The organism is Ectothiorhodospira shaposhnikovii (assembly GCF_016584105.1).
In the GTDB taxonomy this organism is placed as follows: Bacteria; Pseudomonadota; Gammaproteobacteria; order Ectothiorhodospirales; family Ectothiorhodospiraceae; genus Ectothiorhodospira; species Ectothiorhodospira shaposhnikovii.
Genome location: NZ_NRSM01000033.1, coordinates 1 through 13,557 on the forward strand (window position 1 = coordinate 1; position 13,557 = coordinate 13,557).

General features: G+C 62.9%; 14 protein-coding genes and 1 pseudogene. 7 read left to right on the forward strand and 8 right to left on the reverse strand.

The features are described from left to right. A partial coding sequence (locus CKO35_RS14900; RefSeq protein WP_200173378.1) for a transposase occupies window positions 1-189 on the reverse strand: 189 nt, incomplete at its 3' end. Between the two features lie 179 nt (window positions 190-368). Between CKO35_RS14900 and CKO35_RS14905 the strand changes: the two genes are divergently transcribed. From CKO35_RS14905 to CKO35_RS14915, 3 genes are all read left to right on the forward strand, one after another. Next, a complete protein-coding gene (locus CKO35_RS14905) occupies window positions 369-563 on the forward strand; it encodes a tyrosine-type recombinase/integrase (protein ID WP_207143831.1) in 195 nt (64 codons plus the stop codon). Between the two features lie 206 nt (window positions 564-769). Further along, entirely contained in the window at window positions 770-1,711 is a 942-nt protein-coding gene (locus tag CKO35_RS14910) for an alpha/beta fold hydrolase (protein WP_200176911.1), read from the forward strand. Window positions 1,712-1,951: 240 nt separating this feature from the next. Further along, a complete protein-coding gene (locus CKO35_RS14915) occupies window positions 1,952-2,104 on the forward strand; it encodes a hypothetical protein (RefSeq protein WP_200176912.1) in 153 nt (50 codons plus the stop codon). A 321-nt stretch (window positions 2,105-2,425) separates the two neighbouring features. Here the strand turns inward: CKO35_RS14915 and CKO35_RS14920 are convergent. Both CKO35_RS14920 and CKO35_RS14925 read right to left on the reverse strand, forming a co-directional pair. Next, a pseudogene (locus tag CKO35_RS14920) lies at window positions 2,426-2,923 on the reverse strand (SOS response-associated peptidase); the annotation flags it as partial. Window positions 2,924-3,060: 137 nt separating this feature from the next. Beyond that, entirely contained in the window at window positions 3,061-3,801 is a 741-nt protein-coding gene (locus CKO35_RS14925) for a tellurite resistance TerB family protein (protein ID WP_200176913.1), read from the reverse strand. Between the two features lie 183 nt (window positions 3,802-3,984). Here CKO35_RS14925 and CKO35_RS14930 point away from each other — a divergent pair, with 183 nt between their 5' ends. From CKO35_RS14930 to CKO35_RS14945, 4 genes are all read left to right on the forward strand, one after another. Beyond that, the gene (locus tag CKO35_RS14930) at window positions 3,985-4,296 is read left to right on the forward strand and encodes a PepSY domain-containing protein (protein WP_008933013.1); all 312 of its coding nucleotides are present in this window, start codon (window positions 3,985-3,987) and stop codon (window positions 4,294-4,296) included. Between the two features lie 96 nt (window positions 4,297-4,392). After that, a complete protein-coding gene (locus CKO35_RS18255; protein ID WP_200176914.1) occupies window positions 4,393-5,781 on the forward strand; it encodes a sensor histidine kinase in 1,389 nt (462 codons plus the stop codon). Further along, window positions 5,762-6,448, forward strand: coding sequence for a response regulator transcription factor (locus CKO35_RS14940; RefSeq protein ID WP_200176915.1), 687 nt, complete (start codon window positions 5,762-5,764; stop codon window positions 6,446-6,448). The genes CKO35_RS18255 and CKO35_RS14940 overlap by 20 nt, the downstream gene beginning before the upstream one ends. 64 nt (window positions 6,449-6,512) lie before the next feature. Then, window positions 6,513-7,100 carry a cytochrome b/b6 domain-containing protein gene (locus tag CKO35_RS14945; RefSeq protein WP_200176916.1) on the forward strand — a complete coding sequence of 196 codons (588 nt, stop codon included), beginning with the start codon at window positions 6,513-6,515 and terminating at the stop codon, window positions 7,098-7,100. Between the two features lie 213 nt (window positions 7,101-7,313). Here the strand turns inward: CKO35_RS14945 and CKO35_RS14950 are convergent, their stop codons facing one another. From CKO35_RS14950 to istB, 5 genes are all read right to left on the reverse strand, one after another. Continuing rightward, the gene (locus CKO35_RS14950) at window positions 7,314-9,800 is read right to left on the reverse strand and encodes a TonB-dependent siderophore receptor (protein ID WP_200176917.1); all 2,487 of its coding nucleotides are present in this window, start codon (window positions 9,798-9,800) and stop codon (window positions 7,314-7,316) included. Between the two features lie 118 nt (window positions 9,801-9,918). Then, on the reverse strand, window positions 9,919-10,902 hold the full coding sequence (locus CKO35_RS14955; protein ID WP_200176918.1) for a FecR domain-containing protein: 984 nt from the start codon (window positions 10,900-10,902) through the stop codon (window positions 9,919-9,921). After that, window positions 10,889-11,398: a sigma-70 family RNA polymerase sigma factor gene (locus CKO35_RS14960; protein ID WP_200176919.1), complete on the reverse strand. Its 510-nt coding sequence runs from the start codon at window positions 11,396-11,398 to the stop codon at window positions 10,889-10,891. The genes CKO35_RS14955 and CKO35_RS14960 overlap by 14 nt, the downstream gene beginning before the upstream one ends. Window positions 11,399-11,697: 299 nt before the next feature. Continuing rightward, window positions 11,698-12,672: a TonB-dependent receptor gene (locus CKO35_RS14965; protein ID WP_200176920.1), complete on the reverse strand. Its 975-nt coding sequence runs from the start codon at window positions 12,670-12,672 to the stop codon at window positions 11,698-11,700. A gap of 112 nt (window positions 12,673-12,784) precedes the next feature. Beyond that, complete coding sequence (gene istB / locus CKO35_RS14970) at window positions 12,785-13,543, reverse strand: IS21-like element helper ATPase IstB (protein ID WP_200176921.1); 759 nt, start codon at window positions 13,541-13,543, stop codon at window positions 12,785-12,787. Window positions 13,544-13,557: the final 14 nt, after the last annotated feature.

Here is a 13,557-nt window from a genome sequence, read left to right on the forward strand (position 1 = left end):
CTGGTCCTCCTGTTGGTCATGCTGGGGAGATTGCCGCTCACGTTCCTTGCGCAACCACCGATCCAACAGGCTGCGATTGATTCCCAGAGACCGGGCAGCTTCGGCCACCCCATACCCCTGGCGCTCAACCAACGCCACTGCCTCAGCCTTGAATTCCGCCGTGTATCGACGTCGTGCCTTCTTGCTCATGAACACCTCCAATGCATAGCCTACGAGGGCTTAACGGGGTGTCCGCTACAATTGGACCACTTCATGGATCAGCAAGGCTGGCTTGACGAGTGGTAGCTACCTCTTTCCAAGCCGGCGGCAGGACTCGCCCCATCTCTTCTACACGACAGTACGCGCGTATCGTCAAAGGATGGGTGGGCTTGATCGGTGGCAATCCACAGGAGTACGGCACCCACTCACTGCGCCGGACCAAGGCCACGCTGATCTACCAGCGAACCAAGAACCTGCGCGCGGTGCAACTCCTGCTTGGTCATCAGAAGCTGGAAAGTACCGTTCGCTACCTTGGCATCGAGGTCGATGACGCCCTGGAGATGGCCGAACGTACCGAGTGCTGATATGCCTGGGCCGGTCAGCGCTCCCCCCTCCAAGGACGCTGACCGGCCCTAAGTGGTCAGTCAGGAGGAAGGGATCAAGGGCAGCAGTTCGGCATAAAGTCGACACACGCAGTGAACTCGGCAGCGACACCAGCCCGACCTTCTCGTTGATCAACCCCGAAAAGGTATGCATGCTGACGAAATAATCACGACGAAGGACAAGATGCATGCGCCCCAGCACCAAGACACTTGATGACCAGGGAAGCACGCGTCGAATGGGTCGATGCGGTACCGATGCAATCGGCGCCGGTGCCAAATCCTTGGTGCATCTCAAGGATGGGCGTCGCCTCGCGTACGCCGTCTATGGCGCTGCGGAAGGGATCCCAGTGATAGCTATGCATGGCCTGCCGGGATCACGCCTCCAGTATTACCCCGATGATGCGATCACCGCTGCCGCCGGCGTGCGTCTGATCGTACCCGACCGTCCTGGCTACGGGTGGTCCGACCCGCTGTCGGAGCGCCGCGTCGTGGACTGGGCAACCGACATGGCCACGCTGGCCGACACGCTCAAAATCCGCCGATTCCGTGTGCTGGGTCTCTCCGGCGGTGGTCCCTACGCGCTTGCATGCGCGGCGATTCTTCCGGACCGGGTGATTAGGGTCTCCCTCGTCAGTGCGCTCGGGCCACTGGATACGCCCGAGTCGACCGTAGGCATGATGCTGCCTAACCGCCTTGTGCTGAGGCTCGCCAGAAGCGCACCCGCCGTCGTTCGTCCTGCCCTGTGGGTGACGTCGGCCCTGCTTCGAAGGCTTCCCAGGCTGTACCTGAGAGGGCTGACGCCCCAGGTATCCAAAGCAGATCAGGACGTGCTGTTGGACGACGCCGTGGCCACCATGCTCCGAAACGATCTTGCCCAAGCGCTCCGCCAGGGCGCCGCAGGAGTCTGGTCGGATCTCAATGCACTCACAGCCCCCTGGGGCTTCGAAATGGATCAGATCGACACCCCAGTTGATGTATGGCATGGCGATACCGACCGCATTGTTCCCCAGCAGATGGGGTATTTTCTCTCCCAGGCCCTACCCCAAGCCCGCTGGAAACCCGTTTCCGGAGGCGGCCACTTTATGGTGGTCCCGCGCTGGCACGGGATACTCAAGGCGTTATGTGAATGAGCCTTTTTCACTACCCTCCTGGCCTGTTGGACAATCCTGACAGAGTGGCACCCGGCACGTTACTGGTCTTGCCCTGAGGTAAAGTCCAAGTCAAGCTGAGGCACTCGACATCCGTTTCCGGGACGGGCGATTTGTGGGCAGTCATGCGGTACGCTCAAAGAGTTGCCTGTTTCGGTGGAGCCACTGGACGCGAGGGCTATGGCTTGCCTCGGGAACCGTGAACCAAATAGTTCGTATCCCTTGAATGTCGCCGAACTGATCGATCTTGCGCCCGACCGCGCAATCAGCGAGATCCGTCAAGGCAATGACGAGGTCTACAAGCTCACGGTATCCCCCGGCGGTGCCGTGACCATCTGGAAGCTGATTCCGGAGGAACGCCTTGAGGAGCTCTAACCCCTCTATGCCCCTCCTGCCAATTGCGCCGGGAGGGGTGTTACGTCTCAGTCTATCCTAGCTCCCCATCCCACCCTCTCTGAGGCGAGATAAAGAGGGCATCCCGCACTGAGCCAAAAAGGTGGGAGTAACCTGTCCGGTTCGAGCGGTTTTGTGGCCGCTGGCCAGTGCAGACTCAATCCCCGCTTCGGGTCGACTGCAGGCACTCATCCAGTTCCGCTGGCTGGCCGTCGGGCGGAGTGACGCCGAACTACACCGCGTGGTTTCCAATCGAAAAAAGAAAACTCCCAGGACATCGCCGGGGCCTCACCAACGCCCCCCCTACCCCTCGACCTCGTCAATCAGAGACGGATCGTCGTTGGCGGGACGATTGACCCGGAGCGAAACGGGATAGGCGATCAGTCGGTCCGGGTTCAGCCGCCGGGCAACCTTACGGATGGTTTCCCGGTCCGACAGTTCCGGATCCAGCCACTGCCACCGGCACTCGGGATCGAGCACCACCGGCTGGCGATCGTGAATGAAAGCGAAGGCCGCACACACCGGTTCGGTCAGAATCGCGCAGCAGGTCTCCGCCCCTGCCGGTTCCCACAGCCCCGCAAAGAACACCACCTCGTCCCGGTCGGGATCCTCCAGGGTGATGTAGTACGGCTGTTTGCCGGATTCGGTCTTGCACCACTCGTACCAGCCGTTCGCAGGAATCAGGCAGCGCTGGTGGGCGAACGCGGAACGGAAATAAGGGCTGGTGGCCGCCTTCTCGGCGCGGATGTTGATCGGGGTCGGCGCATCCTGCTTCGCCCAGGGCGGACGGAACCCGAGGTGCCCCTTTCAGGGCTGGTTGTATCTTGCCGCGATCGTAGCTGTTCAGGCTGCCGCAGCCAGCCGCGGGTTCAGTTGCCTTGTCCAGTTCAGTAATAATTCCGTGCCGTCCTGATATCGGATATGAATACAGGGCAGGCCTATGAGCCTCCTGAGATTTGGTCTCGACCCAACCGCTCCAGTTCATCGGCAACATCCTTGGGCAACGCAAGAGCCTGGGCCAGTTGATCAAGCCAAGCCCGCTCCATCGGATTTTGCTCATCCACAATCGCCACGCTGACCAGGTACATCTCCCGTGCGGCCTGAGGGGAATCAACCTGAGCAGCCAGTGCCCGAGCATCCAGCGGCTCAGACAACTGGCGCTCAACCCAGGCACGCAATTCATGATCCGCCCCCAATGCATCAATCTGCTCAGTGATCAACGCACGTTCCTGATCATCGATATGACCGTCGGCACGGGCCGCCATGATCATCGCCTGCAAGAGCTCAAGGCTTCGATGCTCTCGGGATGGGCCGGACAGGCGTTCCACTGGCTCTCCGCCTATGGAAGAAACCTGATTTGCCCCCTGCGTGTTCTGCCACGCCTTCCAGGCCAACGCGCCCACGCCGACAAGCGCACCGTACTTCAGCGCCTTGCCACCGAGCTTGCGACCGCGCTTGGAACCCAACAGCAGTCCCAGCGCACCACCGCCCAGCACGCTTTTCATATCCAGGCCCAGACCACCGGCGCCCTGCTGGGCAGATCCCTCTCCGCCACCCAACTGACGGGAAAGGCTATCCAGCACACCCTTGAGATCCATGCCTCCCGCACCTTGCCGAGCGCCGCCTGACTGACCACCGGCCTGCCGAATCAACTGGTCCAATATCTTGCTGGCGTTCATGTCTTACCCTCGTTGAAGGACTGCGCGGCAGCGGGCCTTCAATCTGACACCAAATCGCCACTTCGGCAATTGTTGAAAACGGGTCAAGGGCATCAATGACCGGGATCGTCAGCTCGAATTCAGCTTGATTTAAGCTTACGGTGGCACACTGCCCTCCACACTCACACCAAGAGGCACACGCCCATGCATATCCGATCATTGACCACACCGTTTCTTTGCCTTGCCCTACTTGCCCCCGGGCTGAGCCTGGCCGGGGACCGCATGGAGCACAACGAGATCCTGCGCCTGCGGGCCGCCGGGGAGATCATGCCCATGGAGGAGGTACTCAGACAGGCCGCCGGGATCGTGCCGGGGCAGTTCATTGAGGCCGAACTGGAACGGGAAGACGGCCGTTACGTGTACGAACTCAAGATCCTCGATGCCGACGGGGTACGTCATAAGCTCTATCTCAATGCCGGCGACGCCAGTCTGATCAAGCGTGAACGAGACCGCTGAGCAGGATCCGGACGCGGCACTTGAAGTCCCGACGGCTGTCCCGGTCCCGGTGCGCCCGTCCATGGAGGGGCGCGCCGTCTTGTTGAGCACAAGGCAATGAACTCCCTCAAATTCCGCTTGAGCCTGCTGGCCGCCCTCTGCCTGCTGGCCCTGCTGGCGGCCCAGGGGCTGGGTCTGAAGACCTTGTCCCGAGTCCTGGTGGACGGCTATCTGGTGGACCGGCTGGAACATGACGCCGATACCCTGTACGTACACCTGCTGGATAGCGAGGAAGGGCCTGCCGCCTTCAACCGCACCCTGGGCATCATCTACAGCACCCCGCTCTCCGGGCACTATTTCCGGATTCAGTCCCCCCACACGGTGGTGCGCTCCCGCTCCCTCTGGGACGAAGACCTGGCATCTCCCCCGGTACCGGAAGGCGAGCAGTGGCTCACCCGCATGGAGGGACCCGCGGGGCAGGCCTTGCTGATGCTCAGCCGCGGCTATCGCATCGATGGCGAGGGCGTGGTGATCTCGGTTGCCCAGGAACTGGGGCCCATGCAGACCGCCGTGGACGAACTGGAAGGGCGTTTCATGGCCATGACCCTGGCGGCCCTGGGGCTGGCCCTGCTGCTGCAATTTCTGGTGATCCAGCGCGCATTGCGCCCCCTGGACGCGGCGGTGGACGCCTGCCGCCGGCTGGAGACCGGCGAGGCGGTGCCGGTGAACCTGCCCGCGCCCCGGGAGATCACCCCCATGCTGGAGGCCGTCAACCGGCTCATCCGTCACCACGGCCTGCGCCTGACCCGCAGCCGCCGGGCGCTGGGCAACGTCAGCCATGCCCTGAAGACCCCCCTGGCCGTGCTCTCCCAACTGGCGGACGAACTCTCGACCCGGGGCGATGAAGACACCGCCCGGACCCTCCGGCGACAGTTGCGCGCCATGCACGAAACCGTGGAACGGGAGATGCGTCGCGCCAGTCTGGCCGGTCGGGGACATCCCGGGGCCGGCTTTGACGCCCGCAAGGAACTGACCGACCTGTTGGAGGCCCTGGACCGTCTCCACCGTCACCGGGTGACGATGCAACTGCAAGTGACCGCCGGCACTTGGCCGCTGGATGGAGAAGACATGCTGGAGATGTTCGGCAATCTGCTGGACAACGCCTGTCGCTGGGCAACCTCCCGAGTCCGGGTGAGACTGAGCCCGACCCGTGAACACACCCTGCAGGCGATCATCGAGGATGACGGCCCCGGCATTTCCCCGGGGGACATACCGCTGCTGGGGCGCCCGGGCCGCCCTCTGGACGAACGGAGGGACGGACATGGACTGGGTCTGGGCATCGTGCAGGACGTAGTGGACCAGTACGAGGGCCGAATCACTTACGACGCCTCCCCCGACCTGGGCGGGCTGCGGGTCACCGTGACCCTGCCCCTCCCGGTCCCGTCATCCTCAAGCCCCGCCCCGAACACACTACGGGAACAGTTTGATGAGAATCCTGATCGTTGAAGATGATGCGGAACTGGGGTCGCGCCTGCAGCGGCGCCTGCAACGGGAAGGGCTGGCGGTGGACCTGGCCCTGAACGGCGTGGACGGCCGGCATCTGGGAGAAACCGAACCCTATGACCTGATCGTGCTGGATCTGGGGCTGCCCGACCTACCGGGCATGGCGGTGTTGGCCGCTTGGCGCGAGACCGGCATCACCACCCCGGTGCTGATCCTCACCGCCCGCAACAGCTGGCGAGAGCGGGTGGAAGGACTGCGACAAGGGGCCGATGACTACCTGGGCAAGCCCTTTCATGTGGAAGAGCTGCTGGCCCGTGTCCAGGCCCTGCTGCGCCGCTCGGCGCCGGTACGGGACACCTCCCTGCGACTGGGTCCCTGGCGCCTGGACGAGCAGCGTCAGGTGCTGGTGGACGGCCCCGACGAGTTGCCCCTCACCGCCACCGAATTCAAGTTGCTGCGCTACTTCCTGCGTCATCCCGGCCAGATGCTGTCCAAGACCCGGCTGGCGGAGCATCTGTACGAATACGAGAGCGAACGGGACAGCAACGTGCTGGAGGTGTACATCTCCCGGCTGCGGGAGAAACTGGGCCCGGATCTCATCCAGACCCGTCGCGGCCAGGGATATTGTCTGCAGCCGCCCGCTCCCGGTCCGGAACGGGAGAAGGATTAAGCGTGGATTAAGCTTGCCGCGTCACACTGCCCCCATCTCCACACAACATGAGGGCAGCAATACCATGAACACCTCCCATCAGATCCCGGTCTGGGACCCCGTACTGCGCATCTTCCATTGGGGTCTGGCCGGTGCCTTCATCACCGCCTATGTGGTCGGCGACGACCTCATGGACGTACACACCCTGGCTGGCTACGCGGTCCTGTTACTGGTCCTGGCCCGCATTCCCTGGGGGTTCATCGGCGGCACTCACGCCCGTTTCCGGGACTTCGTGCGGCCTCCCGGCGAGGTCATGGCCCACGTGCGCGGACTGCTGCGGGGACAACCCGAATACCACCGGGGTCACAACCCCCTGGCGGGCTGGGTGTATGTGCTGATGTTCATCAGCCTCATCGGCCTCACCGTCAGCGGCATGGCCACCCTGGGAGCCGAGGAATCGGCGGGCCCCCTGGCCGGACTCATGGCCGGCGCCGGCCACGGCGCGGCGGAAGCGGTGGAGGAGATCCACGAGTTCCTTGCCAACTTCACCCTGGGCCTGGTGCTGCTCCATCTCACCGGCGTGCTGCTGGGCAGCCTGACCCAGAAGGAGAATCTGGTGCGCGCCATGATCACCGGCCGCAAGCGTATCACCGGGCATGAAGAACAATCATGATCGACACCCTCCCCACGGCTAAAGCCGGGGGCTTCTCGCGCAGCATGGTGAATCCAAAAAACCTGTGATGAGCGGCTGCAGTGGCCAAATCGCGTCTGCATCCGTTCACCTTCCGGGAATCCTCCACCGGGGGGCATAATCCGCCCCCCGCGGCTGAATCCAGAATCAATCCGGGAAACAATACATGTAGCTGGGAGAAAGTGGCACATAGACTCAGAGTGTGTGACTCACTGTCAGCATGAAGTTGCGTGGGGTGCCGAACACGTTTCCGCCGCCATCCCAGCCCACGCTCTGGTAATAGCGCTTGTCGAACACGTTGTTCACGTTCAGGCGGAACTCGGTTTGTGGCGTCAGATGGTAGGCAGCGTTCAGTCCGACGATGGCATACCCGGATTGCTGAATCCGCGCATCATCGCCCGACTTGACCCGGTCTTGGGCGTACAGGCTGCCGCCGATGCGCCACTGACTGAATGCGTTGGACAGGCGGTAGCTGGTCGTAAGCTTGAGTTGGTGGCGCGGTAGGCTGGGGTCGAACAGCCTGCCTACATTCGAGGCATCGGCGTCCTTGGTGAACTTCGCCGCCACATAGGTGTAGCCAGTCATGATCTGCCAGTCGGGCGTCAGAGCGCCACCGACTTCCAGCTCCACTCCCTTGCTTTCCACCTCACCCGAGGCGCGCTTGCAATAGCCCCACGTGCTGCCCGGGCAAGGGTTGGGGCCGCTGAGATCGTCCACGGCACGGTTTTGCTGACGCACCACGAATACCGCCAGGCTGGCATTGAGCTGGCCCTCGAAATACTCGCCCTTGATACCGGCCTCGTAGTTGGTGCCGGTGATCGGGTCGAGCAGTTTGGCATTGCGGTCGCGGCTACTTTGGGGTTCGAAAATCTCCGTCCAGCTCGCATAAACCGAATGAAAATCGTCCAGATCGAAGATCAGACCGGCGTAGGGAGTAAACTCCCGGTTGATCGCGAACTGTGTGCCATCGCTGTGATTCTTGTTCTTGTACCAGTTGATCCGTGTCCCGAGAATGAGCTTGAGTGGATCGGCGAGATTCAGGCGAGTGGCGGCATAAACGCCGTTCTGACGGGCCGTGTAGGCCCAGTGCCAGAGCGTCATGTCGATGTCCGGCCGGCTTACCGCGGACGAATCCCAGTGGTAGGGATCGACCTCCGGCCCGGCCGCGGTCCAGCTGTAGGCCGCCCAGCCGCCCCAGTTGAGGTTATCGAGGGTGCGATGGCTGGCGCCCAGCATCAGCTCGTGGGTGCGGCCGAACAGCGAGAACGGGCCATCGAGTGACAGATCGTAGCTGTCCTGTTCATTGTCCAGCCGGTAGCGCTGGGTGCTCTGGCGCAGTACGCCGCCGTTGTAGTACAGCCCGGTGAACACCATGTCCTGCTCGGGGCGTTTCCATACCGCCGCGGCCTTGGCCTGCCAACCACTGGAAAAGTGGTGGCTCAGTTCGGCGAAAAGTGTGCGGTCGGTCTGCTTCCAGTAGTCGAAGTCGTTGGCGAGGTTGGTCGAGCGGCTCAGGCCGGGCAGGAAGCGGCCGTCGGGATCGGTGGGCAGGCTGGGCAGAGTGCCGTCGTTGTCGACCTTGCGGTAGTGAAACCCGATGGAAACCATGGTGTCGAGTGTCAGATCGGCTTCGAGGATACCGTAGAGCTGATGGTTGCGGTCGTGGGAAACGTCGTAGAACTTGTCCGCATCCTGCGCCGTGGCCACGGCGCGGCCGCGCAAGGTGCCGGCCTGATTGAGCGCTCCGGAGGCGTCTACCGCGACGCGGTAGTTGTCCCAGCTTCCGGCGCCGGCCGAGATGCTGCCCCGAGGCTCAGCGGTGGGGCGCTTGCGTACCAGATTGATGGCGGCCGACGGCGTGCCCGCGCCGGTGGTCAGGCCGGTTGCGCCGCGCACGACTTCGACGCGGTCATAGATGTCCAGGGCGTCGTTGTCGGCGTTGAAGGTGCCGTTGGCGCCGGTGCTGGTGGGTAAGCCATCGAGCAGGAGGTTGGATATCGTGAAGCCGCGCGCACTGAAGTTGCCGGAATCACCTACGTGATAGCCCTTTTGAACGACCAAGCCGGTGATATTCTGCAAAGCATCGTCCAGCGTGACGAGCCCCTGGTCCTCGATCTGCTGGCGGGTGAGCACGCTCACCGACTGGGGCGTTTCGCGCAGCGAAAGCGAGAGCTTGGTCGCGGTATTCATGCTGCCGGTGGAGTAGCTGCCGGTGCCTTCAGTGGTGGCGCGGTTGATTTCCGGTGCAAGCACTTGAACGACCGGCAGTGTGATCATTGCACCGGTGCCGATGCTGATGGTCTTACGCAGTAAATACCCATCCCCATGCGGGACTGCCTCCAACCCGCTGCCCGCAAGCAGCACTTGCAGCGCCGTGTGCGCGGCATAGCTGCCCTGCAACCCAGGACTGTGCAGGCCGGTGGTCAGTTCAGTGGAGAAGGACAGCAGCAAACCGCTCTCGGCGCCAAAACGGTTCAGTGTCTCGGTCAGGCTACCGGGCGGAATGGCGTACTCGCGGGCATCGGTTTGCTGGGCGTGTGTCGCTGCTACGGGCAGAAGGCCGACGGTGACGGTAAGGCTCAGCAATGCGCCGCGCAAAGCGCCAGTCAGGATGCGTTGACGCAACATGTTTCGGATCGGCTGACGAGCAGCGGCGCGGCGTGCGCGCTTGGCGTGCTTCATGGTGTTTCCTCTTGCGTGACGGGGCTGGAAAACGAGGTTTACGTTATCCATGCCCCGCGAAAGCGACGCAGGGATCATCCGCACGCGGAAATATTTCTTTTGGGGCGGGATTGGCCGGTCAGGCGGGGGAAAGACGCGCCTCGACACCCCCCCACCAACGCCGGCGCAGTTCGATTTGCAAACCGTGGGCTGCGGCCAGCAGATCAAGCACTGCGTCGGGGTCGGACAACGGATAGGTACCGCTCACCTTCAGCGTGTTCAGCGATGAGTCGCAGCGCACCGTGCGCCCGGTGAGGCGCGACAGTTCGGCCACGAAAGCGTCCAGTGGCATATCTTCCGCGACGAGAATGCCGCGTGCCCATGCACTGGTCGAAGCGGCGACCGCTGTGGGCGCCTCGGCGGCCTGGTCGCTGAAGCGGGTCTGCTGGCCGGCATGCAGGGTCAGCGCCGCAGCCTTGTCGCTACGCGGCTCAATGACGACGCTGCCTTCATAGACCGCGACATGGGTGAGTGCACCATCCTGGCCGGATCCGGTACGCACAGAATAGCGGGTTCCGAGCGCGCGGGCGCGGCCCTGGGGTGCGTCGACGAAGAACGGTCGGTTGGCCGGGTCCGGGGCGGTGGTGACGAGGATCTCGCCACGATGCAGCACCAGCAGGCGCGATTGCGCACCGAAACGCAGGTCGAGTGCAGTGTCGGTATTGAGCGTGAGCAAGCTGCCGTCGGTCAGCGTGACGGTGCGCCGTTCGCCCGGCGCGGTGCGCAGGTCCGCAGTGAGCAGCGGGAGCTGCCCCGCTTCGCGGGCGAGCCAGGTGCCGCCGCCGACACCGACCCCGATCAAGACGGCCAGCGCCTTGATCGCGCGGCGGCGCGACTTGCCCGGCGACAATGCCGCATGGGCCAGCGCCGGCGGCAATCGGCCCATGCGTTCGCCAAAGGCTTCGACCGCCTGCCAGGCATACCGATGCTCCGGCGAGCTCTCCAGCCAGTGTTGCCAACGTGCCCGCAGCTCGGCGTTATCACCATCGGCCTGCAGTTCGAGCAACCACATCGCCGCCTGATGGCGGACATCGTCGGAAAGGGGTGTGTCAGCGCGCTGCATCGTCGAAACAGCAGGCGACCAGCGCCTTTGCCACATAGCGTTTTACGGTGGGCACCGAGACCCCGAGCTGCGCCGCGATCTCGGCCTGCGGTACTCCATCGAGCTGCGACAGCAGGAAAGCGCGGCGGATGACCGGACCGAGCGCGTCGAGCCGCTGGTCGATCTCGACCAGGGTTTCGATCAGCTCCGCACGTAGCTCCGGCGACGGCGCTTCGGCGGCTGGCAGATGGGCCAGGGTTTCCAGCCAAGCCTGCTCAATCTTCAGGCGGCGGAAATGGTTGGCTACCAACCCCTTGGCAACGGTGGTGAGGAAGGCGCGGGGTTCGTGCAGCGTAACTGGTTCATCGCGGTCGATCAAACGCAGGAAAGTGTCGTGCGCAAGATCGGCGGCGCGGTGTGAACAGCCAAGCTTCCTGCGCAGCCAGCCCTGCAACCAGCCGTTGTGTTCGGTGTAAAGGGCGGCGATGGGGGTGGTGTGGCGGGCAGCGGTGCTCAAATGTTTCTCCGGAAGGCGGGAGCGCTGGCTGGCCCGGACGGGTTGGCTGGCTTTCGTTACACGTTATTACTGAGAATGGTTCGCATTGTTGAAGATTCGGGAAGTGTCGTCAAATCGGGTGATACATCGGGGTGACGGCTCGCGGGGCGCCGGGCAAGAGCATGAAGGTCCGTGCCATATCGGCGCCCCGTTTGAACTGAAAATCCCTTGTGGTGCCGGGCCAGGCGCGAACTCATCGCCCAACGCCGCCCCAATCGGGGCGAACCGGAGGGTGAGTCTGAATGACGGCATTTGCCCGATCAGAAGGCAAACGATGCCTTGACGCCTATCGTTCGGCCCGGCAGAACCTCGCCGCTCAGATCGTGGTAGCGGGTGATGAAGGCGAGCTTGTCGGTGGCGTTGTTCACGTACGCCCTGAGTTGCACATTCGTATCGAACCGGTGGCTGAAACCGAGATCAGCGGTGGTATATCTCCCGCCGACCACCCTTGGCTCGTTGGTGATATCGGTGAAATACTGTCCAACGTGATGGATCCCCATGTCAAACGAGGTGGTCGGCGTAATCTGCCATGTGATCCCTGAGTTCAAGGTCACCTTTGGCGCCATGCCGAACTGGTTGCCATCGTCGATGTTGAAGCCCGCCGAGGCACGCGTGATCTTCGTGCGTATCAGGCCGATACCGCCGTGGGCGGTTATCGTCGGCGACAGCTTGCCGTTCGCCTCGACTTCTAGGCCGTAGGAACGGGCCCTGGGCTGATTGACGATCGTCACATCGCTCGGATTGGCCGTACGCTGGATACCGGCTTGGTAGTCCCTGAAATCATTGTAGAACGCCACAACGCTCACCCAACGCGATTGATCGGGAGACATGCTCTTTAACGTAGCTTCGTAGGTCATCACATACTCGGGGGAAAATCGCGTGCTTTCACCCAGCATCACAATCGCCGTCCTGCCGCCATCGTTGAACCCCTTTCTGGCCGATGCACCCAGGACGGTGTGTTCATCCAGCCTGTAGGAAATGCCGAGTTTTGGAAGAAAAACCGTCTTGCCAACGGTTTCGTTCGAGATCAGCGGGTTCATGAAGACGAAGTCGCGACGCTGGTCAGATCTCAAAATTCTGCCGCCGTAGTGGAGGTCGGTCTTTTCGCCCAGACGATGAGTAAGATCGCCAAACACGGACGTCGCCCTGGTTCGCGTGTCATTCTCGAGTGCGGCAAAGCCGAACGCCACGGCATCAAGGCGCGATCTTGCGCTGACGTGCGTATTCCACGCCATTCGGCCACTCATTCCATTTTTATCCGGCCGGTGATTCCAGCGTCATTCGGCCACCTGTTCCACGGTGATTCGGCCGGGGCAGTCGGAGCGAAGCGACGCGGGTGTGGCATTGTTACTCGGGAGTGGCGTTGGCCGTCAACTGAGGCGCCTTGCGCTTGCGCATCGACTCGCCTTTGAGGGTGATGCGATAGGCGTTGTGGACCAGTCGATCGAGGATGGCATCGGCCAGTGTCGGGTCGCCGATGACCTCGTGCCAGTGATCGACGGGCAACTGGCTGGTGATCAGCGTGGAGCGCCGTCCGTGGCGGTCGTCGAGCAACTCCAGCAGATCCCGTCGGGCGCTGGTGTCCAGGCTCGCCAGTCCCCAGTCATCAAGCACGATCAGGTCGGTCTTGGCGTAGGTGGCCATGAGTTTGGGGAAGCTTCCGTCGGCATGCGCCAGGTGCAGGTCCTCGAACAACCGCGGAACGCGCAGGTATCGAGAGGTCAGGCCCTGGCGGCAGGCCTGTTGTGCCAAGGCGCAGGCGATCCAGGTCTTGCCGACGCCGGTGGGGCCAAGGATCAGCAGGTTGAGTCCCTCACGGATCCACTGGCACGTGCTGAGGTGGGTCAGCAGATGCTTGTCGAGTCCCCTTGGGGTGCGGGTGTCCAGATCTTCCAGACAGGCGCGGTGTCTGAGTCGGGCCTGACGCAGGCGGGTCTGCAGTTGCCGGTTTTCGCGCTCGGTCATCTCCCGGTCGATGAGCAGTCCCAGACGTTCCTCGAAGGAGAGGGTGTCGATATCGGGCATGGCCAGTTGTTCGCTCAAGGCTTTGTGCATGCCGTTCAGGCGCAGGGCGCTGAGTTTGTCGAGGCTGGGATGATTCAGCATGGGTCAGTCTCCAG

Bases quoted from the DNA above. Each gene is read 5' to 3' on its own strand.
- istB (WP_200176921.1), bottom strand. From the start codon at position 13,543: ATGCTGAATCATCCCAGCCTCGACAAACTCAGCGCCCTGCGCCTGAAC.
- CKO35_RS14955 (WP_200176918.1), bottom strand. From the start codon at position 10,902: ATGCAGCGCGCTGACACACCCCTTTCCGACGATGTCCGCCATCAGGCG.
- CKO35_RS14940 (WP_200176915.1), top strand. From the start codon at position 5,762: ATGAGAATCCTGATCGTTGAAGATGATGCGGAACTGGGGTCGCGCCTG.
- CKO35_RS14925 (WP_200176913.1), bottom strand. From the start codon at position 3,801: ATGAACGCCAGCAAGATATTGGACCAGTTGATTCGGCAGGCCGGTGGT.
- CKO35_RS14910 (WP_200176911.1), top strand. From the start codon at position 770: ATGCGCCCCAGCACCAAGACACTTGATGACCAGGGAAGCACGCGTCGA.
- CKO35_RS14930 (WP_008933013.1), top strand. From the start codon at position 3,985: ATGCATATCCGATCATTGACCACACCGTTTCTTTGCCTTGCCCTACTT.
- CKO35_RS14950 (WP_200176917.1), bottom strand. From the start codon at position 9,800: ATGAAGCACGCCAAGCGCGCACGCCGCGCCGCTGCTCGTCAGCCGATC.
- CKO35_RS14965 (WP_200176920.1), bottom strand. From the start codon at position 12,672: ATGGCGTGGAATACGCACGTCAGCGCAAGATCGCGCCTTGATGCCGTG.
- CKO35_RS14945 (WP_200176916.1), top strand. From the start codon at position 6,513: ATGAACACCTCCCATCAGATCCCGGTCTGGGACCCCGTACTGCGCATC.
- CKO35_RS18255 (WP_200176914.1), top strand. From the start codon at position 4,393: ATGAACTCCCTCAAATTCCGCTTGAGCCTGCTGGCCGCCCTCTGCCTG.